The organism is Anaerobium acetethylicum (genome assembly GCF_900096945.1).
In the GTDB taxonomy this organism is placed as follows: domain Bacteria; phylum Bacillota; class Clostridia; order Lachnospirales; family Lachnospiraceae; genus Anaerobium; species Anaerobium acetethylicum.
On record NZ_FMKA01000021.1, the window covers coordinates 34850 to 60757 of the forward strand.

At 43.3% G+C, this 25908-nt stretch carries 24 protein-coding genes; 2 read left to right on the forward strand and 22 right to left on the reverse strand.

What is annotated here, in order from left to right; genetic code table 11:
* Nucleotides 1–57: 57 nt before the first annotated feature.
* From BJR36_RS14100 to BJR36_RS14115, 4 genes are all read right to left on the reverse strand, one after another.
* Nucleotides 58–996 carry a cyclase family protein gene (locus BJR36_RS14100; RefSeq protein ID WP_091235498.1) on the reverse strand — a complete coding sequence of 313 codons (939 nt, stop codon included), beginning with the start codon at nucleotides 994–996 and terminating at the stop codon, nucleotides 58–60.
* Between the two features lie 102 nt (nucleotides 997–1098).
* The gene (locus tag BJR36_RS14105) at nucleotides 1099–2019 is read right to left on the reverse strand and encodes a 3-hydroxyacyl-CoA dehydrogenase family protein (RefSeq protein ID WP_091235500.1); all 921 of its coding nucleotides are present in this window, start codon (nucleotides 2017–2019) and stop codon (nucleotides 1099–1101) included.
* 29 nt (nucleotides 2020–2048) lie between these two features.
* The gene (locus tag BJR36_RS14110) at nucleotides 2049–2840 is read right to left on the reverse strand and encodes an SDR family NAD(P)-dependent oxidoreductase (RefSeq protein WP_091235501.1); all 792 of its coding nucleotides are present in this window, start codon (nucleotides 2838–2840) and stop codon (nucleotides 2049–2051) included.
* 431 nt (nucleotides 2841–3271) lie between these two features.
* Nucleotides 3272–3619, reverse strand: coding sequence for a cupin domain-containing protein (locus BJR36_RS14115; RefSeq protein ID WP_091235503.1), 348 nt, complete (start codon nucleotides 3617–3619; stop codon nucleotides 3272–3274).
* 307 nt (nucleotides 3620–3926) lie between these two features.
* Between BJR36_RS14115 and BJR36_RS14120 the strand changes: the two genes are divergently transcribed.
* On the forward strand, nucleotides 3927–5489 hold the full coding sequence (locus BJR36_RS14120; protein ID WP_091235505.1) for a PucR family transcriptional regulator: 1563 nt from the start codon (nucleotides 3927–3929) through the stop codon (nucleotides 5487–5489).
* 32 nt (nucleotides 5490–5521) lie between these two features.
* Here BJR36_RS14120 and BJR36_RS14125 read toward each other — a convergent pair whose 3' ends face one another.
* The 18 genes from BJR36_RS14125 to BJR36_RS14210 all read right to left on the reverse strand — a co-directional run bounded on the left by BJR36_RS14125 (nucleotide 5522) and on the right by BJR36_RS14210 (nucleotide 25026).
* Nucleotides 5522–6496: an ABC transporter permease gene (locus tag BJR36_RS14125; protein WP_091235506.1), complete on the reverse strand. Its 975-nt coding sequence runs from the start codon at nucleotides 6494–6496 to the stop codon at nucleotides 5522–5524.
* 12 nt (nucleotides 6497–6508) lie between these two features.
* Nucleotides 6509–7984 (reverse strand): sugar ABC transporter ATP-binding protein, encoded by a 1476-nt coding sequence (locus BJR36_RS14130; protein WP_091235507.1) that lies wholly within the window; start codon nucleotides 7982–7984, stop codon nucleotides 6509–6511.
* Between the two features lie 527 nt (nucleotides 7985–8511).
* A complete protein-coding gene (locus BJR36_RS14135) occupies nucleotides 8512–9540 on the reverse strand; it encodes a sugar ABC transporter substrate-binding protein (RefSeq protein WP_091235509.1) in 1029 nt (342 codons plus the stop codon).
* Nucleotides 9541–9688: 148 nt separating this feature from the next.
* Nucleotides 9689–11122: an ATP-binding cassette domain-containing protein gene (locus tag BJR36_RS14140; protein WP_091235510.1), complete on the reverse strand. Its 1434-nt coding sequence runs from the start codon at nucleotides 11120–11122 to the stop codon at nucleotides 9689–9691.
* 50 nt (nucleotides 11123–11172) lie between these two features.
* On the reverse strand, nucleotides 11173–12216 hold the full coding sequence (locus tag BJR36_RS14145; protein ID WP_091235512.1) for a sensor histidine kinase: 1044 nt from the start codon (nucleotides 12214–12216) through the stop codon (nucleotides 11173–11175).
* Nucleotides 12217–12233: 17 nt separating this feature from the next.
* A complete protein-coding gene (locus BJR36_RS14150) occupies nucleotides 12234–13862 on the reverse strand; it encodes a response regulator transcription factor (RefSeq protein WP_091235514.1) in 1629 nt (542 codons plus the stop codon).
* A gap of 6 nt (nucleotides 13863–13868) precedes the next feature.
* On the reverse strand, nucleotides 13869–14264 hold the full coding sequence (locus BJR36_RS14155; RefSeq protein ID WP_091235515.1) for a C-glycoside deglycosidase beta subunit domain-containing protein: 396 nt from the start codon (nucleotides 14262–14264) through the stop codon (nucleotides 13869–13871).
* A 15-nt stretch (nucleotides 14265–14279) separates the two neighbouring features.
* Nucleotides 14280–15290 carry a sugar phosphate isomerase/epimerase family protein gene (locus tag BJR36_RS14160; protein WP_091235516.1) on the reverse strand — a complete coding sequence of 337 codons (1011 nt, stop codon included), beginning with the start codon at nucleotides 15288–15290 and terminating at the stop codon, nucleotides 14280–14282.
* Nucleotides 15291–15327: 37 nt separating this feature from the next.
* A complete protein-coding gene (locus BJR36_RS14165) occupies nucleotides 15328–16269 on the reverse strand; it encodes an ROK family glucokinase (protein WP_091235518.1) in 942 nt (313 codons plus the stop codon).
* 116 nt (nucleotides 16270–16385) lie between these two features.
* The gene (locus BJR36_RS14170; protein ID WP_091235519.1) at nucleotides 16386–17342 is read right to left on the reverse strand and encodes a flavodoxin family protein; all 957 of its coding nucleotides are present in this window, start codon (nucleotides 17340–17342) and stop codon (nucleotides 16386–16388) included.
* A gap of 1345 nt (nucleotides 17343–18687) precedes the next feature.
* Nucleotides 18688–19068 (reverse strand): ribosomal maturation YjgA family protein, encoded by a 381-nt coding sequence (locus tag BJR36_RS14175; RefSeq protein ID WP_091235521.1) that lies wholly within the window; start codon nucleotides 19066–19068, stop codon nucleotides 18688–18690.
* Nucleotides 19069–19095: 27 nt separating this feature from the next.
* On the reverse strand, nucleotides 19096–19833 hold the full coding sequence (locus tag BJR36_RS14180; RefSeq protein ID WP_091235522.1) for an MBL fold metallo-hydrolase: 738 nt from the start codon (nucleotides 19831–19833) through the stop codon (nucleotides 19096–19098).
* A gap of 123 nt (nucleotides 19834–19956) precedes the next feature.
* Nucleotides 19957–21396, reverse strand: a complete 1440-nt coding sequence (locus tag BJR36_RS14185) for an MFS transporter (protein ID WP_278276591.1) — start codon at nucleotides 21394–21396, stop codon at nucleotides 19957–19959.
* Nucleotides 21386–21841 (reverse strand): MarR family winged helix-turn-helix transcriptional regulator, encoded by a 456-nt coding sequence (locus tag BJR36_RS14190; protein ID WP_330387939.1) that lies wholly within the window; start codon nucleotides 21839–21841, stop codon nucleotides 21386–21388. Before BJR36_RS14190 ends, BJR36_RS14185 begins: the two co-directional genes overlap by 11 nt.
* 200 nt (nucleotides 21842–22041) lie before the next feature.
* The gene (locus BJR36_RS14195; protein ID WP_091235524.1) at nucleotides 22042–22878 is read right to left on the reverse strand and encodes a KilA-N domain-containing protein; all 837 of its coding nucleotides are present in this window, start codon (nucleotides 22876–22878) and stop codon (nucleotides 22042–22044) included.
* Nucleotides 22862–23077, reverse strand: coding sequence for a helix-turn-helix domain-containing protein (locus tag BJR36_RS14200; protein WP_091235526.1), 216 nt, complete (start codon nucleotides 23075–23077; stop codon nucleotides 22862–22864). Before BJR36_RS14200 ends, BJR36_RS14195 begins: the two co-directional genes overlap by 17 nt.
* Nucleotides 23078–23251: 174 nt before the next feature.
* Nucleotides 23252–23881 carry a helix-turn-helix domain-containing protein gene (locus BJR36_RS14205; RefSeq protein WP_091235528.1) on the reverse strand — a complete coding sequence of 210 codons (630 nt, stop codon included), beginning with the start codon at nucleotides 23879–23881 and terminating at the stop codon, nucleotides 23252–23254.
* 419 nt (nucleotides 23882–24300) lie between these two features.
* The gene (locus BJR36_RS14210; RefSeq protein WP_091235529.1) at nucleotides 24301–25026 is read right to left on the reverse strand and encodes a nucleotidyl transferase AbiEii/AbiGii toxin family protein; all 726 of its coding nucleotides are present in this window, start codon (nucleotides 25024–25026) and stop codon (nucleotides 24301–24303) included.
* Between the two features lie 455 nt (nucleotides 25027–25481).
* Here BJR36_RS14210 and BJR36_RS14220 point away from each other — a divergent pair, with 455 nt between their 5' ends.
* Complete coding sequence (locus BJR36_RS14220) at nucleotides 25482–25895, forward strand: transposase (protein ID WP_139133559.1); 414 nt, start codon at nucleotides 25482–25484, stop codon at nucleotides 25893–25895.
* Nucleotides 25896–25908 lie beyond the last annotated feature (13 nt).

The window sequence follows — 25908 nt, forward strand, 5'->3', positions numbered from 1 at the left end:
AAAAAAAGGCTGTCACACATAATTAGTAAATGCAACAGCCTTTCATTTAATTATGGATTATATTGCTCCGAAGCCATAAACACGGTCCGGAACATCATTTAAATCATCTTCATCAATTTCAGCTACGGCACGGACCATGGATCCGTCACCCATCCACCAGCGGATTGGGAACGCCATAAATTTGAATCTCTTATTTACCACTTTTTCCAGGTTTCCGCCCAGATTTTCCACGCCCACGATACCGTTGCCCAGCATGTACTTATGGCAAGGCTCCCAGGTTCCTTCAAGACCGTGTCTTTCCAGTTTTCCATAGGCCTCCATATATTTTTCCATACCAAATGTTTTGATATAAGTTTCTTTATTGAATTCCGCATATGCTTCCACACCGAACTGCTCGATGTATTCTTCTGTAATTGGTTTTCCGGAATATCCATTGAGATTCATGCCAAGAGGTCCTGCGTTCTTTCCCATGGTCGTATGTAACGGATGATCAAGAGCCTGCATATCCATTGCCACGCATTTTGGCTGGTATTTTTCAAACCATTCCCCTGCTTCCCTTCCGCATCCGCAGGAATAGTGATAGTATTCCTTTGAATCATCGAATTTCAGGTGCATGCCGGTCCTTAAGCAGATGACCATATCTTTTAATTCTTCCGGTCTGATGTCAGCGCGTTTGCAGGCGTCTTCCAGATGAGCTGCATTAATGAGGCCCCAACGCTCTACCTGGATATCCAGACAAACTGCATCGCCATAATAAGCATCAGCAGGCATTTCATGGGTATAACGTGCACGTTTTCCGTCAAACTCATATTCCATGACATGGCGTGGCGCATCTGCGTGGGTTCCGCAATGCATTACCACATCGATTTTCTGTGTCAGAACTCCGCTCTTTGAAAGGTTATGCATGGTATCAATTTTCGGTTTTGCAAAATATGGCCATACAGGAATATCCGCATGGAATGGATGTGTTAAATCTACTACTACTTTTTTTCCCATTTTTTTATTTCCTCCAGTTTATGTTTTCGTTGTATAACATGATGTAGGGGTCAAAAAGTATTTTGCCCCTGATACCTGCGGATTGTTCCGCACGTTGTGGTATCATAACATTTTAATCAGGTATTCATTTAATGCTTTTTTTGACTCTTCTGTCTCTTCCTGCGTCCATTCCTGGAATCCTCTTCCAGTCTTGAAGCCGATATCGCCTTTTTCGAGTTTCTCAATCAGCAGCGGAGACGGTTCCGTATCTCTGCATAGATCTTTGAATATGTAGCTGTGGATGTTGTAGGTAAGATCGGTTCCTACCATGTCCACATTCTCAAGAGGACCTAACTGCGGAAGTCTGAGGCCGAAGCTGTTTTTCACCGCTTCATCCACGGTTGCCGCATCTGCAATCCCCTGCTCCACTATATAAATCGCCTCTCTCCAGAGGGCATGCTGCATACGGTTCGCTATAAATCCTGGTACATCCTTCTGACAGAGTACCGGTTTTTTCCCTGCCTTGCGCAGAAATTCCATTACAGTATCCGCAACTTCCGCCTTCGTATATTCGGATTTCACCACTTCTACAAGCGGAATTAAAAATGCCGGATTCCAGAAATGGGTGCCTATCAGACGTTCTTTATGCACTAGTTTGGCAGATATCTCCGTCGGACTGATTACAGATGTATTGGTACAAAAGATTGTATATGCAGAGCATCTTTCCTCTAATTTGGCAAACATCTCCTGCTTGACATCCAGCTTCTCGAATACGCATTCAATCACAAGATCGGCAGCTTTGATTTCACGGCTCTCAAGATCAGTCGTAAAACTGACCCTTGCCACCCTTTTTTCCACCTCGTCTTCGGACAGGATGTTGTTGTCAACCAGCTGCTGAAACGTACTTTTTAATCCTTCTATAAAAGGAGACTCATACATATCATAAACGGTAATGTTCAAATCATCCCTTCCCGACAGAATGTGGGCAATTCCTTTTCCCATCATGCCGCCGCCGCAGATCAAAACATTTTTTATTTCTCTCATTCTTGTTACCTCATTCCTGCAGAAATGTATTAATTTGCCCAGTATCCGCCTTCAGTAGCCACATTTGCTCCTGTCATGAAATCACTTGCACCTGATGCAAGGAAGATGCTTGGTCCAACGAAATCTTCCGGTTCACCAAGACGGCCTGCCGGGAGACGTCTTAAAAAGTTCTGGTATACATTGCTTTCCGGATCAAACATCCATTCTGTCAGTTCGGAACGGAATACAGTCGGATTAATCGTGTTGACATTGATCTTGTATTTCGCGGTCCACTCGCATGCAAGGGACTGTGCCATAAGGTCGATTCCGGCTTTTGCCGTACAGTAGCCGGTATAACCAGCCATCCCCATCTTAGAGCGCGCCGAGGAAACAAGGATTACTTTTCCGCCCTTTCCCTGGTCGATCATCTTCTTTCCTGCATATTTGCAGAACAGCCAGGTCGCCTGCACATCAGAGTCCATGATCTTCTTCCATTCTTCTAATTCCTGTTCAATAATTGGCTGTGCGTGATTATATCCTGCTGCCGTAAACAGGACATTAATTTCACCGAATTTTGCTACGGTATCATTCACGATCCTGATTACGTCTGCTTCCACGGAAGGTTCTCCTGCCGAGTAGCCGCATTCAATTCCCGCTGCCTCCAATTCATCACAAAGTGCCTTACATTTAGCATCTCCACGGCCAGTAACCATAACTTTCATTCCTGCATGTCCATACCCAAATGCAACCGCTTTCCCCAATGCGCCCGTAGCGCCTGTTATAAGTGCAACTTTTCCTTTTACGTCAAATAGATTGTTAACAAATTGTTTTTCAACTGCCATATTTTCATCCTCCGGTTTTTATATATAAATATTAATTTAGCGGGTCAAAGCCCTCTGGTAACGTTCGTTTCGTCAATTTGCACCTGCGCTAGCCAATACGCAGTGATGCAAAACATGATTCAATGAGCAGCTTTATGAAGACGTTGGTACTTAGGCCGCGTGTTTTGCGGCCCTACGTACCACTACGTCTTCATCTAAGCGAGAGCGCGCTGCGAATGAACATGTTTTCCATCACGTCCTCATTCGAAAACCTCTGCTTCGTCAATTTGCACATGTGCTAGCCATCACGCAGTGATGCAAAACATGATTCAATGAGCAGCTTTATGAAGACGTTGGTACTTAGGCCGCGTGTTTTGCGGCCTTACGTACCACTACGTCTTCATCTAAGCGAGAGCGCGCTGCGAATGAACATGTTTTTCATCACGTCCTGATTACGAAAGGTAGTTAATAATCACTAACATTCTGGCAGGTTTGTTGGATTCATTTATTAGATGGCGTCCTTCATTTGGCGGGAAGGAAATCGTTTCGTCTGCATGAATGACGAATTTGTTGCCTTCTTTGTCAGTAACAGTCATTTCGCCTTCCAGCACATAATAGACTTTTTCAAGCGGATTATCCTCATATGCATACTCCGCTCCACCACCAGGTAAGAATGTAGACAATCCCACCCAGAACTTTTCCGCTCCGGTTTCCTCTTTTCCGTGAATACGCATTGCTGTCATTCCAAAGTGGCCAGGTGCATCATATGCTTTTAAGTCCTCAATTGTTCTTTTTATCATGATTTTGTTCCCTTTCTTATTTTGGATTTCTTATTTTCCTATTTTGAGATATTCGTTTTTTGTTAACCTTCTACAAACTGCTCACGTATATGAACCCCTTGTTTATAAAATCAATTGCTTTATATACTATTAGTATATATAATAAAACACAGATATTATATGGGGTTGAGCACAAATCTGCCTTCCCGAAAAACACATTTATTGTGCGAACGCACAAAGCCTTCCCCACACAATTTTCGCAGCTATTTGGGACTATGTCCTTCCCTTCACCGTAACCAATTTCAAGCATCAGATCAGGAGGAACACAGTGGAATTATTTGCCGTAACAGATCATCTGTCAGACTATAAATTGAGTTTGCATGGTAACAAAAATTTAAATATAGATATCAGCACCATAAAATTTTTCACCCAGAATCAGAAGCAGTTCCATAACAAGATTATTTACATGGGTGGAACCGAATGTATTCCTGGTCCGGATACGCCGGGGCAATTTGCATTTTTGTGTTATGGTCCCCCCTGCGACTGGTCTGTCTATGAACATAGTTCTTTTCCTATTTTGTATGTAGAACCGGAACTATCCTCCGGGGAACGAAAAGAGTTTGATCCTTTAAAATTATTTAATCAGATTCAGGATGTCTTACAGGATATCCAGCAGATTAATGCAGGCCTGCATATGCTGATCAATGCCTTTTTCACAGAACAGGGCCTGCAATATTTAGCTGATGTTGCATACCAGGTATTTGGGAACCCTCTTTTTATCATTGACAATAATTACAAATATCTTGCCATCTCGTCTGGTATTATGGCCGACAGCGTCTTCGCTTCTGAAGAAAACAAGGAAGGATACATCAGGCAGCAGGGCCTGGCCTTTATTAAGCAGGCTAAAATCGATGAACAGATCAGAAAACAGAATTCCCCTGTCTATTTCAAAAATCCTCTGCACGAAAAGGGAATGCTGGCAGACGCCATTACCATTCATAACATCGAAGTTGGTCATGTCATGCTCTACGAACTGGATCAGCCTTTTCAGGAGTTTGACAGCGTTATGCTTCACCGCACAAGCCGTATTATTTCCATGGAGCTGCAGAAAAACAGTTTTTTAAATGCCAACAAAGGGTTTCTCTATTCCTACTTTTTAGCTGATTTGCTGGATAATCCTGAGATTAATTATGCTGCCGTAAAGGAACGCCTTTCTGTACTGGATTATGATTTAAAAGAAGAACAGTACATATTAGTGATACCCGCACGCAGTTACCGGAATTCCAAGGTAAGGCTGGATGTAATTGTTGACCAGCTGCACCAGATTTTACCCAGCAGTATATTTGCCGTTTACGAGAATACAATTGCAATTCTGATCAGCCGCAGCCGTAAAGACGGCATTAAGGAACAGGAATATAAACGTTTGATCGATTTCCTGAAGACAAACAATCTGACCTCCGGAATGAGCAACTTTTTTTATGATTTAAAAGATGCAAGGCGATTCTATCAGCAAGCCTTGAAATCCGTGGAACTTGGCCAGAAGCTGGGGGTTAAATCACCTATTCACTATTATTCGGATAATTATCTCTATCATATTTTTGAGATGTGCGAAAGCCAGGAAAACATTCATTTCTTCATTCATCCCGGCATGCTCAAATTATTGGAGTATGACCAGAACCATGGAACGGATTTTCTGCTTACGCTTCATGAATATTTAGAATCGCCCGGCCAGCCGACCCAGATTTCCAAACGTCTTCATATCCACAAAAACACCCTGTTGTATCGCATGGACAAGATCCGCGGCATCATGGACTGCAGGATTGAATCCGGGGATGAATTCCTGTCCTTTGGGCTGTCCTATAAGATTATGAAATATCTGAAATTGCTATAGGTCCGGCTGTGCCAGAAAAAATTCTGCATTCTTTACGCTGTTTTCGTAGTCACTACTTTCTTCACTTTTGCCTGTTTCTGGTAGGTGTCATATCCGATGGAAAGAAGAAGAATCAATCCTTTCACCACATACTGTACGTAGATCCCAAGCCCGACCAGCTGCATGCCGTTTGACAGTACGCCAAGAATCAGGACGCCGACAACAACACCTTTCACCCTGCCCTCACCGCCGATAAAGCTGATACCGCCCAGTACGCAGGCTGTGATTGCGTTAAACTCCGTTCCGGGGCCCATGGTCGAGTTCGCAGAACCTGCTCTTGCAACCATCACGATGCTGGCTACTGCTCCTAAAAATCCGCAGATCGCAAATACGGCCAGTTTGATTGTCTTTACGCTGACGCCGGCCAGCCTTGCCGCTTCCGGATTTCCTCCGGCTGCATAGATAAAACGTCCGAAATATGTTTTCTTTGCGACAAAATCCACGATCACCGCAATCACGATTACGATGATTACCGGAACCGGAATCGGTCCCACGTAACCCTGTCCGATATATTTGAAACTGGCATCCAGATCATAGATTGCCTTGGATCCGGATATCAGGAAGGAAATTCCCTGGAACATGGTCATGGTAGCCAGTGTTACGATCATGGGATGGATATTCAGCAGGTTTGCAACAAAACCATTGAATAATCCAAGCAGGACTCCGACTGTCAGTCCAAAGAGCAGGACGATGGGCAGTGGCAGCTGCATCCATTCCAGAGCCGCTCCCGTGCAGATCGCCACCACTGAGATAAGCTGTCCGATCGACAGGTCGGTTCCGCCGCTGATCATAACCAGGGAAACCCCGATCGATGCGATAATCAGGTACGCATTCTGAGTTGCGACATTCAGCAGATTCGTAACCGATAAAAAGTTAGGTGACAGTATCGAAAACAGTGCACATATCCCGATTAATATAAATACCAAAACATTATTTCTTATAAATGACTGAACTTTTGTTGTTTCCATTTTTATATCCTCCTATTCTAATGAAGCTAATTCTAATATCTGATTTTGCGAAAATTCTTCTCTCGCCAGTTCTCCTGATACTTTCCCCTCCCGGAGGACGATGATGCGGTCTGACATGCCAAGCAGCTCTTCCATATCGGAACTGATCATGATGATCGATCTGCCTTGTTTGACAAGCTCTGACATCAATAAGTAGATTTCGTGTCTTGCGCCTACGTCAATCCCTCTTGTGGGTTCGTCAAATATAATAATATCCGAATCCCCTGCCAGTACCTTTGCCAGCACGACTTTCTGCTGGTTTCCTCCGCTTAGGTTGCCGGCTTTCTGTAAGATGGATGGGGTCTTTATGTTCAGTTTATTTACGTATTCCTCAGCCTGCGCTTTTACTCTTGCATCATTTACCACAAAGCGTCTGGATAATTTTCTGATATTCGTGATTGCAATATTCCACTCTATTGTCATATTCAAAAAGCAGCCCTGCCATTTCCTGTCTTCCGGTATCAGTCCGATTCCGTTCATAATGGCAATTTTCGGGGACTTGATATCCACATTTTTACCTTTTATAAAGATCTGTCCGCTGTGCTTTTTATCCGCCCCGAACACGGCTCTCATCAATTCGGTGCGGCCTGCGCCTATCAGTCCTGAGAATCCTAAAATTTCGCCTTTTTTCAATTTGAAGGACACGTCCTCGTTTTTATATCCGGTCAGGTTTTTCACTTCCAGGACTATCTCGTCTTTTATGCAGTCCCTGCCCGGATAGGTTTCTGTCAGTTCACGCCCGACCATTAATGAAATCAATGATTTGCGGTCTGTCTCGTCCGTCTTTACAGTCGTCACATATTGCCCGTCCCGCATAATGGTGACCCTGTCTGTGATTGTGAACAATTCTTCCATGCGGTGCGAGATGTATATGATGGTGACATTCTTCTTCTGCAGCGTACGGATGATATCATATAGATTTTCTACCTCTGAAACAGTAAGCTGTGCTGTCGGCTCATCCATTACAATGATTTTTGCATTTTTTGAAATCGCCTTTGCAATCTCAACAAGCTGCTGATGTGCCGGTGACAGGTCCCTTACCAGCGTCTTCGGATGGATATTGATGTTGTATGGTTTGAAAATATCATTTGTAATCTGTTCCATTTCCTTGTAATCAACAAGACCTTTGCTTTTGGCTCCCAGACAGATGTTCTCAGCCACCGTCAGGGAATTGATCAGGTTGTACTCCTGATAGATCACTTCGATCCCATGGGAGCGGGAGATCTTCGGCGTCATCTTTTCATATGTGCAGCCATCAATATCGATGCTTCCCTCATCGTTTTCGATTGCACCTGAAAGGACTTTGATCAGAGTGGATTTTCCTGCACCATTTTCGCCAAGCAGCGCATGCACCTCGCCTTTATGAAAATCCACCGAAACTTTATTTAACGCTACTACGCCAGGATAACGTTTTGTAATATCTTTCATTGATAGTATTGTTTCACTCATGGTTTACCTCCTGTTTTACTTTATAACCCTATTCTACTAAAGCACCTGGCCCTCAACAATGCGGACACCTTTTGAAAAAGTGTAAAATCTTTCGATTTGCATTTTTAGTAAACCGTTCGTCAATTTGCACAGGTTTTCGAATGAGGACGTGATGCAAAACATGTTCATTCGCAGCGCGCTCTCGCTTAGATGAAGACGTAGTGGTACGTAAGGCCGCAAAGTACGCGGCCTAAGTGCCAACGTCTTCATAAAGCTGCTCATTGAATCATGTTTTTTATCACTGCGTGATAGCTGACGAATGTGCAAATTGACTACGCTAATCCTAGAACAAAGAGTTTCTCTTGCGAAACTCTCGCGCTGACGCGCAGTCGATTCTGCGACATATTCTTCTTGCGCGTCATGCGCTTCCTCGCGGAGCATTTTCAATTCATGAGAAATCAAGGGAATTTCCCTTGATTTAAAATTAAAAGACCAGATGACAGCCTCTTGATTGCCTGCTGAAATCTGGTCTTCTGGGATTCTTAAGTCTATTTTTTGAATGCTTCTGCTGTTACCAGCTGGATCTCACCTAAATATTCTGGTTCTACTTCTTTTCCTTCCAGAATAAGAGCGCATGGTGCATACAGATCTGCCCAGATCGTATCGAAATCGCCAAGAGATACGCAGCCCCTTACAACGCTTTCATTATTTTCGGAAGCCATGATATTATTGATGATTTCTTCGCTGATATCTGAACCAAACGTTGCAAACTGAGACTTGTCTTTAACTGCCGATCCGCCTGACATCACGTATGCATTTACGCCGTTTGACATGCCGGAGTTATAGCAGAGGATCAGTTTTGTATCCGGTTTTGTCTGGAATAAGTTCTCAGCAGCCTGCTGCGCCGCATCGAGACTATTGCTTTCCGGTTCCATGTAAGTGATCTTCAGTTTTGCATTGTCAGCCAATGCAGTCTTGATTGCTTCGGATCTTTCAGCCGCTTCCGGTGTTCCTGAATATCCGAAAATAACAGCTTCGATTTCTCCATCGCCTGCATCTGCAAAAGTTTTATCTACCCAGTCTGAACCCAGCTGTGCAATGCCCTCTCCGATTTCCGCTTCACTGGCTGAACCTACGTAAGTCGTTTCTCCGCCTTCAATTTTAGTGGTGAAGGCAACAATTGCAGTACCCTGTTCCATTGCCCTTTTGCCTACATCGGTAAGTCCTGTTGGATCAACCCCCATAACAACCACTAATTTGGCGCCCATGGTTACGAAGTTTTCAATCTGCTCAATCTGGGTCGTTGCATCACCGTCAGCAGAAGCCACTTCACAGGTGTAACCTTCTTTTTCGAATCCTTCTTTTACAACATTGGATAACTGCTGCATAAAGCCATTTCCCGTATAGGAAATCGCAAATCCTACCAGGGTGTCGCTCTTATCAGCTTCCGCCGCCCTTGCTGTTTCTTCTGCTGCAGTCTCTTCTTTAGCAGCATCCTCTGCCTTTGCCCCACATCCTGAAAGCAGCCCTGCAACCATTGCTAATCCAAGAAGAACACTGATCATTTTCTTTTTCATAAACGCTCTCTCCTTTGCTTATTTGTTTGATAGGCTCATTATATCTGCTTGTGAAGCCTCAAACAATGTGACCATCTTTTGAATATGTGCAATATCTTTTGATTTGTCGCATGCTATACCCGGGTTCTGAATAGTTACGATTTACCAGCTAGTCCAGCAGCATCAGCTTTCCCTGCTGTATGGTGAAGATCCGGTCGCATATGGGCTTCAGTTCATTCAGGTCCGAAGCGGAAATCAGGACACCGCTCCCCTGCTCCGACATTTTTTCCAGGGAATCATAGATGATATTCTGCATCAGGATGTCGGCATTGGCACAGGGTTCCACGCAGATCATCAGGGACGGCCGAAAGAGCAGCCACCTGGTCAGCAGAATGCTGTTATGGATATAGGAATCAAAGCATCTTACATTCCGGTTTTTGTCTTTTTCCGTAATTCCCAATTCTTCCATGTATTCGTTTGACAAAAAATTCAGGACAGCGTACTCATTGATGAAATGGAATCTGCTTGTCTTTTTCATCACCGGAAGGAACAGATTATCCATGAAGCTCATGGATTCCACCAGACTGACACCGTTCCTGTTTCGCGGGAGATAGCCGATGTTGTTCTGAATGGCAAAGTCCAGATTTTTAGGGACATATGGTTTTCCCTGATACTGGATCATCCCTTTATTAATGGCGCATTCTCCTATCAGGGAAAGGACCAGCTCTTTATTCCCATAGTTCTCCTGATCATACAATCCCACTACTTCACCTTTGTTAATATGCAGGTCGACATCCCGCATGGTTTCACCACAGGAAAAATCACTCAGCCTGAGAATTTCCTCCTTCTGCATATGCGACTTCCTGGTATAAGCCTTTGGCAGTTCATTTCCAACCAGCAATTGTTTACACAGCTCTTCGTTGTAATCTTCCTGATAAAAGGTTCTGACGTTCATACCCTTTCTCATAACGACGATCCGATCCGACAGATTCAGCATGAAATCCGACCGGTGGCTCTCATACAAAATCGAGATTTTCAGATTTTTCAGTTCCGTTAGCAGCGTTTTTATCTTCAGCACTTCCTGGTATCCATAGGACTGAAAGATATCATCTATGACTACCAGCGCAGCTTCATTTTCAATTGCACGCAGCAGCGAAACTACATGCTGCTGAAACGGGGTCAGTTCTTCCACAAGCATGTCAGGTCTTATATCCGGCGCATACTGGCTCAACAGCAGCTTGGCGCGATAGGAAATATTGCCTTTTATAAAAAAACTGCCTTTTTTCTTCCTGGACAGAATACATATATTTTCAGCAACCGTCATTTTACTGACCAGAGAGCTTTCCTGTCCGATGCAGATCAGTTTTTGCTCCGGGACAAAGCATTTTCCAGGACCAAATTCTTTTTCGTTCCAGACCACACGGCCCTTATCGATCGGGACATTCCCGTAAAAATAATGCAGCAGCAGCGTTTTCCCGGATCCGGAGAGCCCGATCAGATTTACGATTTCGCCCTCATACATACTCAGGCAGAAATTATTCAGCAAATAAGGTTCTGCATCACCGATATAAACAGTTTCCATCCTAAGTATTTCTTTTTTCATCCGTATTCCCCGCCCTTTTATACCTTCAACTGCTAATTATTCAGGTTTTCTCAACTGCCTTCTCTGATGATTTTGGGAATCCTGATTTCAACCTCTGTTCCGAACATATGCGTACTGGAAACACGGATGCCATATTCTTTTCCGAACAGCAGCTTCAGTCTTTTGTTGACATTATCCATGGCAATTCCATTATGGGAATCCTTTTTATTGTAGGTTATGATCCCCTGCGGATTGTTCAGCTTATCATTCATTTTACGCAAGGCATCCTCATCCATTCCAACACCATCATCTGCTACCGTGATGCTCAGGCAATTCTCTGTGGTTTCAATATGGATGCTGATATGGCCCTGTTCGATCTTGCTTTCAACTCCATGGAAAATCGCATTTTCAACAATCGGCTGCAAGGTCATCTTAGGGATGATACAGTTCAGGTATTCCCCGGAATCATCATGGGGATAGACATTGAATCTGAACCTGTCATCAAAGCGGTACTGCTGGATATGGATATAATTGTATATATTTTCTATTTCGTCAGCCACGGTAGCCTGGTCGTTGTCTTTTCCAATGTTATAACGAAAATATTTGGCCAGCGCTTCAGTCATGTCTGCGATTTTATAGTTGTCGTCTATAACCGCCTGTCCCCGGATGGTCTCCAGTGTATTATACAGAAAATGAGGATTGATCTGACTTTGCAGTTCTGCATATTCCGACTCCTGACGCAGCACCACTTCCATATGCTCCCGTTCCAGGGACTCGATCAGTTTCCTCAGCACTTCCGAGAGGCTGTCAGCCAGGTAATCCGTCCGCCCGTCCATTTTCAGGATTTCTCCATCGTTCACTTCCTCTAATAATTTTAGTGCATCCTCTAATTTACTGATTGGATTGATGATCGTATGCTTATAAAACCACAACAAAGCAGCCATCATCATCATACCTGCTATTATTGTGGCATTATAAAACGTTCTGTTAAATTCCCTGTTGATCTGAAACAGGGAGCCTGCCAAAAACAGGAGCATCAACAGGATAAGCATCCCAAACACAATCCATCCACTGAACAGAATCCTTTTCCGAAATAATCTTTTTGTTTTTTTCATACTGGCTCCACCTGGCCTTAAGAATATAACTTCCGGTATACCGAAGGCTTTAATCCGATCACCTTGACAAATAATTTGCTGAAATACCTGGAGTCTGAATACCCCACCTGTTCAGCAACTTCCGCAATGCTCTTCTCTGAATTTTTCAGCAGTTCCTTTGCTTCTTCCATACGGCAATAGATGATGTAATCCGTAAAATTGATTCCCAGTTCTTTTTTAAATATGGTGCTCAGGTATGCGGGACTCAGGTTGATTGCATTCCCCACATCTTCAAGAGAAAGCTGTTCCCTGTAATGCTCCTGGATATACTGCTTTGCCATACGTACCGGCAGCTGGCTCCTGGATTTTTTCATCTGAATGGACTGGTCCATGCAGGAGACCACCTGGTTTTCAAAGTCCCGGACCAGATTTTCTTCGTCCGTATTCCGATCCAATGCAATATCGATCGTTTCCTGCAGGTGAGTAATCTGCTCTTCCTCTGCTTCATTCTTTTTTAAGGTCTCAATTATGATATGGCCGATATTCTCCAGCATATCATAGACTGCTACCGGTGAGTAGAATGTCACTTTTCGGACGCTCTGCATGATCGCCTCAAGGAAATTATGAAAGGCAAAACTATCTAGCGTATCAACCATATTTTCCAGTTTCTTCTTTTCGCTCTCATTTAAAATGGCAGAAATATCAACGCCTGCATAATTCAGCTCCTCGGCAAAAATGAGCCTGTTTACTCCTTTTTTCAGTCTGCATTTTACTGCGCCCACAGCACTATTGATGGATACCCTGATGTCCGTGATCGTTCCAACATATCCCCCAACGCCTACTGTTACCGAAAACATATTGAATTTATCCATTTCCCGGATCAGCTGGCGCATTAAAAATTCATACATATTGTGTATAGCATCCTTATTCTTGGCATCGAAATTCAAGACCGTAACAATGCCGCTTTTCATCCTGCTGTTAATGTATTCACATTTCATTCCTGCCAGGATCTTTTCGATAATTCCCTCGATAATCACCAGCAGGCTGTCTAAATTACAGCCTGCCTCTGCCGGGAAATCCACCTTCACAAAAAAAGCCTGGAAATAGTTTTCGCTGAAGGCACCTGAAAACTCTTCCTTCATCTGAATCAGATCCAGATTACTATTCTGCTGGGACATTACGCTGGTCAGGAAATGCTTTTTCATCTTTTTCTGGCTTTCATATATTTCTTCACGCAGTTCTTCTTCTGCCTGCTGCTTCTCTTCTTCTGTCCTTTTTTTGTGAATGATCTTCTGCAGGGCTTCTTCTAATTCCCTCTGGTTGATCGGTTTCAATAAATAATGTTCAATACCCATTCCCAATGCTTTGTGGGCATACTCAAAATATTTATAACCGCTGATAATGATGAAATCCATTGGATTGCCCAGTTCGATGGACTTCCTGATCAATTCAAGTCCGTCATATCCCGGCATACGGATATCGCTGATCACAATATCCGGCTTCCTGGTCCTGATACATTCATAGGCCGCAACGGCATTATGGACGATATCGATCACTTCTAAGCCCATTGATTCCCAATCAATTAATTTCTTTATCAGCATGCATACGTTTTTTTCATCATCTGCAATCAAAACCTTATACATAACAGCACCTGCAACCTTTTCCATATATCATTATTGTGTAATCATAACCTGTCTTGTTTTTGTTCCTCCAAACGGAACCGGAATATATGCCACACGCACAGCGATTGAAAGAGTGACGTCATGTTCCCCGCCAGAAAGGCCTCCTGCCTGTTCAACAAAAATCGTCCCCTGCTCGCCATACTCCCATTTATACGTGGTAACCGTTGTCAGTTCATCCAATGTAAAGTAATCTGTCCCGTCCGGGCTGAACCGTATTTTTTCTCTGGGTATTTCCTGTCCATCTACCATCACCTTTATATCATGAATCATGGAGCATGGTATTCCGCGATAATAGGTAATCAGTGACTGTAAACTGAATCCAGTAATCTGCCCCTTGTCTTCAACATTTTTACACGTTCCTTCAGTAAAAACATAATTATCAAACATATGCCGTCTCCTTCCTTATAACTCATCAATATATTTTTTCAGCATTTTCTGATGCGCGGTTACATTTTCCTTGTCCAGTATCGGCATATCGGGAAGCGTAAACCGGTTGCCTTCATACTCTGTAGCAATATAGCCATTGTAACCTGCCTTATGCAGATACTTGATCAATTCGTCAAATGGAATGGAATATTCAACGCCTTCCTCTGTCATTTCATAGATCTTGCCATGAATATGTTTCACATACGGCATATACTCATCAAGTATGGTAAACGGACTCATCTCATATCCGTCTGCAAATAGTGCATATTCAAAATCATTCTGTGTTTTCAAGAATAGGCTCAATTCCTCTGGAAATTGCTTTCCTTCGGAACGAACCCCTGCAAAAAACTGCTTTGGATCTGTTCCGCTTGCAAAAATATGATCGATATAGCTGATCACTTCTTCATTTGTTCCGAGATCTCTGAAATAATTTGTGGATACCCTTGGATGCCGTCTGCAAAAAATGCCCGTATCGACTGTTAATCCTACATATGGCGAGTTCAGCTTTTTCATCACTTCGATAAATTCCATTGTGAGAGGACTGTCAAAACTCATGCCTGCATGTATCTCCAAGGTCAGCACGACATCGTATTTTTCTGCATACGGAAGTGCCGGTTCAATGATATTGGCCGGTGTATTCGATACCAGCCTTACCATTTTAAATCCCAGTCGGTGCGCTAATTTTATTTCCTTGATCAGCAGATCAACTGATTCTTTTTTTGTCAGCGTGCGGTTTTTATATAAACAGGTATTGATAAAAATATCGTTACATACCAGATCCGGCTTATACTGTTCTACAAGCCTGTCCCATTCAGCCAGGCTTTCTTCTGAGGGTTCCGGTGTTCCTTTCAGCATCTGATCGCTTATGAACTCCAAACCAGCGTCCAGATCATTTAAATATTCAAATATATCACTTAAAGTCATTTTTTTTCTGGCGTACTGATCCTGCAAGCTGTACATACTGACTGCTCTCTTAATATCACTCATTTTTATAACCCCTTTCCGGTGTTGTATATGATTATCCTTATACTGTTAATAACAGCTGCGCACACCCGTACATGCCCGCATCATTTCCAAGAGACGCCACCTCAAACTTTGTATCTTCACATGCATGAAATGCTCTCTCCACATAATGTTTACGGACCGCATCCAACAGAATCTGACCTGCCATGGATACACCGCCTCCGATTACAACGATCTGCGGGTCTGCAATGCAGGATATGTTGGCAAGGGCTATCCCAAGCATTTCTCCCAAGGTATCGACTAATTCCGCTGCAACTGCATCTCCGGCTTTTGCAGCATCAAAAATATCTTTTGCAGTCAGCTCTTCTATATCTCTTAACCGGGTTGCCGTCGTATCAGATGTCAGTTTCTGTTTTGCCATGCGGACAATTCCTGTCGCCGATGCATATTGCTCCAGGCATCCTTTTTTTCCGCATCCGCATGAGTCCGTTTCGTCATTTTTCATTTTGATATGGCCTATTTCGCCACCTGCTCCATGAGAACCCGAAACAATTTTACCATCTATGATAATGCCACCGCCGACACCTGTCCCAAGCGTTACCATTACAACATTCTGATAGCCTTTTCCGCCACCCTGCCACATTTCGCCAAGGGCAGCCACATTGGCATCATTCCCAGCTTTTACGGGCAGACCGGTTTTTTCTGCCATGGCCTTTTCCACATTGAATACGTCCCAGCCAAGGTTTACGCACTTAGATACCGTCCCGTCCCCCATTACCGGTCCGGGGACGCCAAGTCCCACGCCCTGCACATCATCCATGCTGATCTGCTTTTCAGATAACTTATTCTGAACCGCATCAGCGATATCATCCAGAATTGAACTTCCGTTGTTTTCTGTATTCGTTTTTATTTCCCATTTTTCAACAAGCTTCCCTGTCGTCTCAAACAACCCTATTTTGCATGTGGTTCCACCTATATCTACACCAAATCCATATTTTTTCATCATGATCTCCATTCCATATTCTAGTGTGCTGACACATTGATGCCAAAGTGTCAGTGCACTCGTCATATTCTGGCAAGCACTGATACAGGACTATGCCCTTCACAGTCACAACTGCCTTATTTCAGATATTCCTTATATGGTGCCAGCAGTTCTTTCAGATCTTTGATCTGGCCTGGTCCGACTGCACATGTCTTGATTTCTGTGGAATGCTCCAATTTGCCTTCCCAGCGCAGTCTGGAACGGTTCTGCTCTTCTTCGCTGAATGCAGCGTCAATCTTTCCATCCGTTATGGACAGTTCGCCGCGGATTCCGCAGACCGGGCATTCCACAAATGTCCTGTCCTGCGACACTGTCAGCATGTTACAGTGGCAGACAGGGCAGACTCCATCCTGCTCTCCGCGCCATTTTGTACGCTCCGCGTCACTTTGGGATGCCAGGGCTGCTGCGATATTCTGTCCCAGCTGCTTCATGCGCTCCATCTCTTTTTCATTGCCCAGTACATGCTCATGGGCCATTGCACCAAAATATTCGTGGAAGTCTATGACGTCGATCCCCATAGACATTGTGAATTCATACATGGTCGGAAGCATAAAGGAAAGCCAGTTCTGAGTCATTGCGCCGCCAACCGAAACAAGGGCGCCGACGCGTGGCTTGAATGTGCGCTCATCCGGCAGCTTATCAAGCGGCATGTTTTTCGCAATTCCTTCCTGGAAAGCTGCTTTTCTGAATGTAATGTCATGGGAAGGCCCAATGCGGTCGCATACCGTTTTGAATCTGCCTGTCGGGGAAAGCACATATGTTGGCGAGCCTACGATAACAGCATCACACTCCATAAGCGCTTCATCTATGATATGAAAATCGTCCTTAATCGGACATCCGCCTTTTCCCCTTCCCGATACCATGCCGACTACGCAGGATATGCACCCGGTACAGATCTTAATGTCCAGATCATCCACGCGGATAAACTGCACTTCATCTCCCGCCTTTTCGCACTCCATTAACGCTGTTTTTACCATAACTTCGGTATTGCCGAATTTTCTTCCAAAAGATAAACCTAATACTTTTTTACTCATTTATTTTTCCTCTTCTCTTATTATTCCGCCTGTCTCTGACCGACAGGGCAGCTGCTCTGAATCGTTACCTATATCTTATGCCGGATTCCGCATTCTATCGAGGGATGTTTTATCTCTTTATCGCTTCAATAATAGGGCTATTTTATGCTTTCCCTCTTTTTCAGCCGAAACAGAACAAAAAATATGGGTGGTTTTTTGTTCTGCAGGGGGTGTTATGACAATTTGCACGGGTTTTCGAATGAGGACGTGATGTAAAACATGTTCATTCGCAGCGCGCTCTCGCTTAGATGAAGACGTAGTGGTACGTAAGGCCGCAAAGTACGCGGCCTAAGTACCAACGTCTTCATAAAGCTGCTCATTGAATCATGTTTTGCATCACTGTGCGATGGAATTCGTCAATTCGCACGGGGTTTCGAATGAGGACGTGATACAAAACATGTTCATTCGCAGCGCGCTCTCGCTTAAATGAAGACGTAGTGGTACGTAAGGCCGCAAAATACGCGGCCCAAGTACCAACGTCTTCATAAAGCTGCTCATTGAATCATGTTTTGCATCACTGTGCGATGGAATTCGTCAATTCGCACGGGGTTTCGAATGAGGACGTGATACAAAACATGTTCATTCGCAGCGCGCTCTCGCTTAAATGAAGACGTAGTGGTACGTAAGGCCGCAAAATACGCGGCCCAAGTACCAACGTCTTCATAAAGCTGCTCATTGAATCATGTTTTGCATCACTGTGCGATGGAATTCGTCAATTCGCACGGGGTTTCGAATGAGGACGTGATACAAAACATGTTCATTCGAAGCGCGCTCTCGCTTCGATGAAGACGTAGTGGTACGTAAGGCCGCAAAGTACGCGGCCCAAGTACCAACGTCTTCATAAAGCTGCTCATTGAATCATGTTTTGCATCACTGTGCGACAGATGGCGGATGTGCAAATTGACGAAGCCGGACATTTCAAGAGGGCTTTTGACACACTAAGCAGATGACATAACAAAGAGTTTTGCTTGCAAAACTCTCACGCTGATGCGCAGTCGCTTCTGCGATATATTCTTCTTGCGCGTCATGCGCCTCCTCGCGGAGCAGTTTTAACATATGGGAAATTCAAGGATTTTCCTATATATCAAAAAAACTGGCAAACCGCAATGGGTTCACCAGTCGTAACTATTCAGGACTATGTCATTCATAGTCACATATGATGCACACAAATTGCAAAACCAGCAATTTGGCGCATGCTGAACTCGGGTTTTATGCAAATTAGCATAAAAACACCTTGCATAACCAGGGTTCTAAATAATTACCGCCAGTCACTCTATAACAGCCTTACGGCTTATTAGAAACACACTCATTTCCGTTTCCATTCGTAGATGCCAAGCAGAATACAGCCTGCACCGTAACACAAAACATCTTTCCAATCAAATACTGAACCGATCAGTACCCGCAGAAACGCATTGTCTGCGACTCCAAGAAGCCGCACCAGCTCAAAATACTGCAGGCACTCCACCATAGCTGCGAACAGAAAAATATATAGGGGTAAAAGCCTGCACCTGTCCGGAATCACGATTCTGACAGCCGCATATAAGACAGCCACAACAAGCACGTCTCCTACATAGGGTCTGATGAATGCATCATGTACGAACAGGGCAATGAGTACTTCTATCCCCAGCAGCATCACAAATGCGAGGGCGTAACGAATTCTCAGTTTTCTTTTTTTCTGGTTTTGCATGGTTATCGCTTTCCTCTGTCATTCTTTCTAAACATCAATTTCCCAATCCTGTCCGTCCCGGAAGATGTCCATAACTGCCGTATCACTATCCTTTACCATTCGCTCCTGTTTAAACTGCTGGATAATGGCTGGATTTTCCCAGAAATGCATAGGAAACACATATTTGATCCTGGCGGTTTCCATGAGCTTTTCAAGCCCCATATAATACCAGTCCTCCTGCCGCGGGTCCAGCGGTGCGAATGCCACGTCAATCTGCACGTCCTTCAGATGCTCCATTTCCTGCTCGAACATGGTTGTCATATGGTTGTTGTACTGCTTCGTCTCGCCCCTCCACACCCACAGGTTCAGGTCGCCGGCATGATAGATTGTCTTTCCCTTGTACCGGAGCAGGAACGCGACTCCTGCATCTGTGGATCTGAGGGTTTCCAGTGCGATGCAGCCACCATCCTTATCCTGCAGTGCATATTCCATGGACGGCTTGACTGATACTGTCTTTTCTAATATCGCATCCGCAATTCCAAACTTCCTGCATTCCCGTTCCGTCATCCTGATATCGGATGAGAGGACATATTCCACATCCGGATATCTGTCCGCCAATTTGAAGATTTCAGGATTGAAATGGTCGTGGTGGCTATGGCTGGCAAAAACGAACAACTTTTTCTCCGGGTCCATTTCCGGTATTTCGCCTTTGTAATAATCAAACAGCCAGTAGCAGGTTTCCCATTCTACCAGGAACCCGCTATGACCTATATATGTGATTTTCATGATATCCTGCCTCACTTTCTCTCAAATCGGATATTCCAATCCGCTTGTGCTGCTTGATAAGGTTAAATTCATTCATCGCTTTTTTCCTGTACTGAATAGATCAACAGTTACAGCCGCTTTTCATTATTCGGTCGTCTGTTCCGCTTCCTTCTGTCTTCCATTTACCATTCGCGCAAACGTAATCCCCGCACCGAAGAGACTGATCAGCCCTGCGGTGACATACACGGTTTTCATCCCATATAAAAAAGCGTCGCTGCTGTCTGCTGTAAAGTCTGTAACCCTGTGGCCAATTTTCCTGCTCATGGTGCCATACAAAAGAGTGGTGGACAGGGCGATTCCGCAAGTCATCCCCAGGTTCCTTACAAGAGCGTTGATGCTTCCTGCAATTCCCAGCTTATCCTTTGACACAGTGGACATCACAAGGGAATTGTTAGGGGACTGGAAAATCCCCATTCCCAGGGACATGATCGCAATGAACAGGACCATGACAGCAGGGGCCGACTGCTCATTCAGGAAGCTCATCATAAAGAGTCCCACGCCTGCAAGGACAAGGCCGATGAAGGTCAGCCGCTCAGCCCCTGTCTTGTCTGACAAATGGCCGCTCAGGGGAGCAACCGCCATCAGGACAACCGGATATACCATCAGTATAAACCCGCTGTTCTGCGGTGTATACCCCATTACTTTCTGCAGATAGAAAGACAGGACCATGTTGCTGCAGAAGATTGCCACGAAGCTGATGAATCCGCATAGGATGCTTAGGGAAAACAGCCTGTTCTCAAAGATCTGCAGCTGCAGCAGCGGATTTTCCTTTTTCTTCTCTACTGAAAGGAACAGGATGAAAGCCACTGCAGACACGGCGAATCCCGTCAGAATCAGAGGCTCTGTAAATCCTGCCGTTACCCCCTCATTCAAAGCTGTGAATAAAGGGATGACCGACAGCATGAACAGTAACGCTCCTACCACATCAAGCTTTTCCTCTGCCTTTTTCTGGCTCTTTGGAAGCAGTCTGACTGCCGCAAGCAGGGACAGCAATCCGATCGGCACGTTAATAAGGAAAATGTATTTCCAGCTGACTCCTCCTATGATGATTCCGCCAAGCCCCGGTCCTGCAAGGGATCCCAGGGCAACAGAAGTTCCCACAAGCCCCAGAGCCTTGCCCCTTTCACTCGGATGAAAAGTTTCCGTAATGATTCCCTGGCTGTTTGCCATGGTTCCTGCAGCTCCGATTGCCTGGACAATCCTTGCAAGAATCAGCACTGTAAACGAGTCTGTGATCCCACAGAGAAGGGAACCCAAAGTGAACAGGCCCAGACCGATGCTGAACATTCTCGTCTTTCCAAGCGTATCTCCCAGTTTTCCAAATATCAGTATGACTCCGACAATCGTGATCAGGTAGCTCGTCGCCACAAGCTGAATGCCTGCCGTCGTTACATGCAGGCTGTCAGCCATGACCGGAAGTGCCACATTTACAATGCTTCCATCGAGGGATGCCATAAATGATGACATCAGTACAATGACCAGAACCAACCATTTATTGCTTCCTTTTCTGTTGTTATTCTCCAATTTCCACCCCTCCTTTCTCGATTGCCTTCTGGGTATTCTGAAAAACCTTAAACAGGGAATTCACGACGATTGATTTTTCGCTTTCCGTCAGATCGATGGTGATCAGGTTTTCAAAAGCTTCGAGTTCCTCATGAAGCTTCGGAATAATCTCCCTCGCCTTGTCAGTCAGGTACAGGTTGCAGCCCCTTGCATCCTTCTTATCTTCCTCTTTGCGGATATATCCTGATTCCATCAATTTCATAACCGTTCTGGACGACATCGCCTTGTCATTGCCGACAGCGCGGCTCAGCTTGTTCTGGCTGATTCCTTCATTCATCTCAAGGATGAACAGATACCGGAAGGTTCCGCTGCTCAGTTCATATTTTTTCAATATTCTGTCCAGATAAACCTGTGCGTTCCGGAATATTTTAGCGTTCAGTTTTAAAAAATTCATAATTTCACTCAATTTGTTGCCTCCTTTTCGTTGACATGTCAACAAGATTAGTATAAGCCCTGATTTGTTGACATGTCAACTTGTTTTTCAAAAGAGCATCAGCGCCATTGTCTTTCCACGAAAAAGGCCCTCAAGATTGAGGGCGAAGGTTGTGAATCCTGCGTGAATGCAATAGCCATACCGGGCTGTATTCTAATAATTGGCTATTCTTTTTATTTAATACCCGGAATATTCTTCAAATCCAATGCATTTAATGTCGTCATCTGTTGAACAGCCAATTCATGTAATAGTTGCATGCGTTCAGCCTGCGTCTTTCCTTGTTTGATCAAAATAGCATTATAGCTTTCCATATTTGACAATACAAGCAACTGATAAATTGTTGCCTGGTCACGTATGTTTCCCTTTTTGTCAGAATTTTCATCTCTCCATTGTTTGGCAGTCTTACCAAATAACACTACATTAAGCATATCTGCTTCACTCGCATAAGTATAAGACACTTGAAGCGGTGTTAATTCTAGTGGAATAAGATTATCCTTAATTGCATCTGTGTGAATTTTATAGTTCAGCTTTGAAATTTCTCTGTTAAGATTCCAATTTAAAGATAATCGACTATTTTCCTCCGTCTTAAGACGTTTATAGTCCTTAATGATATACAACTTAAACTCTGGAGAAACCCAGGATGCAAACTCGAAGGCAATATCAGAATGGGCAAAAGTTCCACCATAACGACCTGATTTACTGACAATCCCAATTGCGTTTACACTTTCTATCCATCTTGTTGGTGACATTGTAAATGCATTTGAACCGGCTTCATTTTTAAACCCGTCGAATTCGACGGGTTTAAAATCTAGATTATGCAAACTCTCCCATAATCCCAGAAAAACTATAGTATCCCTGTTTCTCATCCAATTTTTAATAACATCGTTAGGTGCATCACTTTTATATTTCGCAATATCTGTGAGGGAAATAAACTCATTCTCAAAATCTGATGTATAAATGCCAATATCAATTCCATTCGCATGAATAGTATCCTTAATTATTTTTGCCATCTGTATCTCCTTTTTCCTTTATCAATTCCTCATATTTGAGCTGAAATGCAATCAGCCTTGGAATATATTCAGGAGGAGTTCGTCTGCCAGCTTCCCAATCTTCCAATGTTCTAACCGGAATTCCTGTATGCTCGGAAAATTCTTTACGATTCATTCCACTGCCTTTTCTCAAATCTTTAATTAACTTTGGTATCTCCATAATAAATAGCTCCCTTGCATCGCTTTTTGATAAATATAACATATATTCAACATTTTCGCAATGCGTGGTTATGTGCCAGCAATTTATCTTCTTCCATAAAAGCAGAAATTTTTTTGAACTTGAATATAGCGTAAAAAATAGGAGCACTTTCAGCTTTCACCAAAAGAACTCCTCTTATAATTCAATTATTTTTTCCTTGGCCATAACCTTTTTACACCAACCTGATTTTCCACAACCTGGACATTCCAACCTTCTGGTTTTGAAGACATGAATACCCTTTATATACGCTGTAAACGTAGGAATAAAATACTCTCCGCAATGTTTACACTTATAGTATCCAATAGTTCGCTCTCCCTGCATAGCAACATAGAGTCCCACCACAAAAACTGCACAGGCAATCACAATCAACAATACCTTAGCAGGCAGACTTATTACATCTGTATACACAGAAACCACTATAATCAATGTAAAGAATGCAACTGTTGATATAACGCCTGTTACAACTGTTAACTGCATCTTTTTCTTGTTGTCTTCTTTTTCCCGAATAAAGTTCACCATATTTTCCTCCGCTTTCTTCTTGTAATCATATTCCGACAATCGCTCTCCAGAGAGTAATTCGTTTACACTCATACCCAATTCTTTGCATAGAGGCATTAATAACGAAATCTCCGGAAATCCATTTCCGCATTCCCATTTAGATATTGTTTTATCACTGATTCCCAAAATTTCTGCTAATTGTTTCTGGGTATAGCTTTTCCGCTTACGTTCTTCAGCAATAAATTTTCCAATTTTAATCTGATCCATAACTTCCCCCTTCTGCATTCATTAAGCCTGATGAAAAAAAAACTTACACCCACGTAACGTAGAATATGGTGATTTATAGGAGATTCTACGCTTTGTAGAGTTGATAAACATTTACAATTCAAGCCAAAATTTTATCTTCTTTTATAAACAACAAGTTCAGATACTGTTCCTCCGCAGATTCAACATGAATAACATCAACAAAAGAATGATGAGCCTGAGACTTCATGGTGGCAGGTACCAACTCACATTGCACAAACAAAAAGCCCTGCTGAAAGGAATCATTTTCCTAACTGCAAGGGTTCTCTAACTTTCCTAGATACACAATGACGTGAAGTCACATCAAAGCGTTTGCTATCTATAAACCTCCATATCTCTCTATTATTCCCTGCCGTGTTTTTCTTCCCAGTCCAGCAAGTGTTCTAATACTTTAATAACACTTTCATAATAGGTTCTGTATCCGCTATTTTTTCTAAACTTCCTCGATGCTGCGCTGTTGCCTTTAGTGCATTATAAAGCACATTTTTATCGTACTTCTGTGTTGTTCCAAGTATATAGACATCATAAAAATCTCTTAGTCTGGTATTAAATATGCTTCGACTTAGAATTGTTTCAACCTTCTCTGCCAGTACGGTTTCGATATTATACCCCCATATCTGAATTCTGATGTCTTCATCAAAAATTCCTCCTACTTCATAACGTACAGGGGATGGGGTGATGATATCACCCGTAGACACATCAATCGACAACGGAGTTACAATCGAATCATATATCGCATCCAATCGCACACAAAATCCCCCATATCTATCATCTTTACGAATTGATGAAATTGATTTGACCTCAAAAATCACATCGTCATTCAACGATATCTGGCAGATTTCCGTTACTGCTTCGATAATATTTTCTTGTGTTAGCGGAAGATTTCTAAGGGTTGTATCCAAATCCATGGTAGCCCTGGTATCCAGCCCAACAATTGCCGCAATTAACATACCACCTTTGACCACAAATTTCTCATTGAAATCAGACAGGGACAATCTGGTTAGAAAACGTTCAAACATATAGTTTTGAAGTACAACCTGAGCTGCTATGTTATTTCTTTTTGCATAATTTTTAATTTTCCCTTTCAGACTCATTGCTTTCGAAGTCATAACAGCACCTCCATATATCGTTTTAACTCCTTAGTGACTCTAAATATCTGTGCATATTCAGCTAGGAGATTCAAATTTTTATCTTGATAAACAGCATAATTTTTTATTGCGCTGATTACTGTTTCTTCATCACATCGATTTCGACTACGGAGTAAATCACATATTGTTCTTTCTGCATTATAACATCGTACTGTGTTTCCAAAAGTCGTATTTTTTTCAACCATACCTATTTTATGAAGTTCCGGCTTAATATAATAGCAAATGCACTCATCTTTCAATGAACCAGGTAATCCCGTATTACTTGGAATTGTAATGGAATGAATGAAAGGCGTTCTTTCAGACAATCCATTTAAAAATAAAGCTGTATCATGAGAAAATATGATCCGTTCCGATCGTAACATCAACGTATACATATCATCATGTGCCGAATCCCCTGTGTGTTAGCATAGTTGTCAGTGAATGAAATAATCATTTGTGGTAGTATTAGAAGTACCACAAGGAAGGAGCTGACTGCTATGCAATATAGTAAAGAATTAAAAGATTCAATTATCCGGAGAATGCTTCCTCCGAGCAATGAAGCTATCAGTAAAATATCCAAAGAGGAAGGAATTTCTGAGCAGACACTTCGCAACTGGAGAGATAATGCCAGAGCGAATGGTATTGCAGCACCAGGAAATAACACTCTCTCAGATAAATGGAGTACACAGGATAAGTTCCTCATTGTCGTTGAAACTGCAAGCATGAACGAAATTGAGCTTGCCGAATATGCCCGTCAGAAAGGGCTTTATGTAGACTTGCGAAATATAATCTCTTACTCCCGCTCTTTCACGTCGAATTATTTTCTGTTCTTCCTCTTAATACCTGATTAATTCCTGCCGCTTA

What these genes read in the sequence shown, in the direction of transcription:
- BJR36_RS14100 (WP_091235498.1), bottom strand. Translation starts at nt 996, where the DNA reads ATGGGAAAAAAAGTAGTAGTAGATTTAACACATCCATTCCATGCGGAT.
- BJR36_RS14105 (WP_091235500.1), bottom strand. Translation starts at nt 2,019, where the DNA reads ATGAGAGAAATAAAAAATGTTTTGATCTGCGGCGGCGGCATGATGGGA.
- BJR36_RS14110 (WP_091235501.1), bottom strand. Translation starts at nt 2,840, where the DNA reads ATGGCAGTTGAAAAACAATTTGTTAACAATCTATTTGACGTAAAAGGA.
- BJR36_RS14115 (WP_091235503.1), bottom strand. Translation starts at nt 3,619, where the DNA reads ATGATAAAAAGAACAATTGAGGACTTAAAAGCATATGATGCACCTGGC.
- BJR36_RS14125 (WP_091235506.1), bottom strand. Translation starts at nt 6,496, where the DNA reads ATGGAAACAACAAAAGTTCAGTCATTTATAAGAAATAATGTTTTGGTA.
- BJR36_RS14130 (WP_091235507.1), bottom strand. Translation starts at nt 7,984, where the DNA reads ATGAGTGAAACAATACTATCAATGAAAGATATTACAAAACGTTATCCT.
- BJR36_RS14135 (WP_091235509.1), bottom strand. Translation starts at nt 9,540, where the DNA reads ATGAAAAAGAAAATGATCAGTGTTCTTCTTGGATTAGCAATGGTTGCA.
- BJR36_RS14140 (WP_091235510.1), bottom strand. Translation starts at nt 11,122, where the DNA reads ATGAAAAAAGAAATACTTAGGATGGAAACTGTTTATATCGGTGATGCA.
- BJR36_RS14145 (WP_091235512.1), bottom strand. Translation starts at nt 12,216, where the DNA reads ATGAAAAAAACAAAAAGATTATTTCGGAAAAGGATTCTGTTCAGTGGA.
- BJR36_RS14150 (WP_091235514.1), bottom strand. Translation starts at nt 13,862, where the DNA reads ATGGAAAAGGTTGCAGGTGCTGTTATGTATAAGGTTTTGATTGCAGAT.
- BJR36_RS14155 (WP_091235515.1), bottom strand. Translation starts at nt 14,264, where the DNA reads ATGTTTGATAATTATGTTTTTACTGAAGGAACGTGTAAAAATGTTGAA.
- BJR36_RS14160 (WP_091235516.1), bottom strand. Translation starts at nt 15,290, where the DNA reads ATGAGTGATATTAAGAGAGCAGTCAGTATGTACAGCTTGCAGGATCAG.
- BJR36_RS14165 (WP_091235518.1), bottom strand. Translation starts at nt 16,269, where the DNA reads ATGAAAAAATATGGATTTGGTGTAGATATAGGTGGAACCACATGCAAA.
- BJR36_RS14170 (WP_091235519.1), bottom strand. Translation starts at nt 17,342, where the DNA reads ATGAGTAAAAAAGTATTAGGTTTATCTTTTGGAAGAAAATTCGGCAAT.
- BJR36_RS14175 (WP_091235521.1), bottom strand. Translation starts at nt 19,068, where the DNA reads ATGCAAAACCAGAAAAAAAGAAAACTGAGAATTCGTTACGCCCTCGCA.
- BJR36_RS14180 (WP_091235522.1), bottom strand. Translation starts at nt 19,833, where the DNA reads ATGAAAATCACATATATAGGTCATAGCGGGTTCCTGGTAGAATGGGAA.
- BJR36_RS14195 (WP_091235524.1), bottom strand. Translation starts at nt 22,878, where the DNA reads ATGGCAAAAATAATTAAGGATACTATTCATGCGAATGGAATTGATATT.
- BJR36_RS14200 (WP_091235526.1), bottom strand. Translation starts at nt 23,077, where the DNA reads ATGGAGATACCAAAGTTAATTAAAGATTTGAGAAAAGGCAGTGGAATG.
- BJR36_RS14205 (WP_091235528.1), bottom strand. Translation starts at nt 23,881, where the DNA reads ATGGATCAGATTAAAATTGGAAAATTTATTGCTGAAGAACGTAAGCGG.
- BJR36_RS14210 (WP_091235529.1), bottom strand. Translation starts at nt 25,026, where the DNA reads ATGACTTCGAAAGCAATGAGTCTGAAAGGGAAAATTAAAAATTATGCA.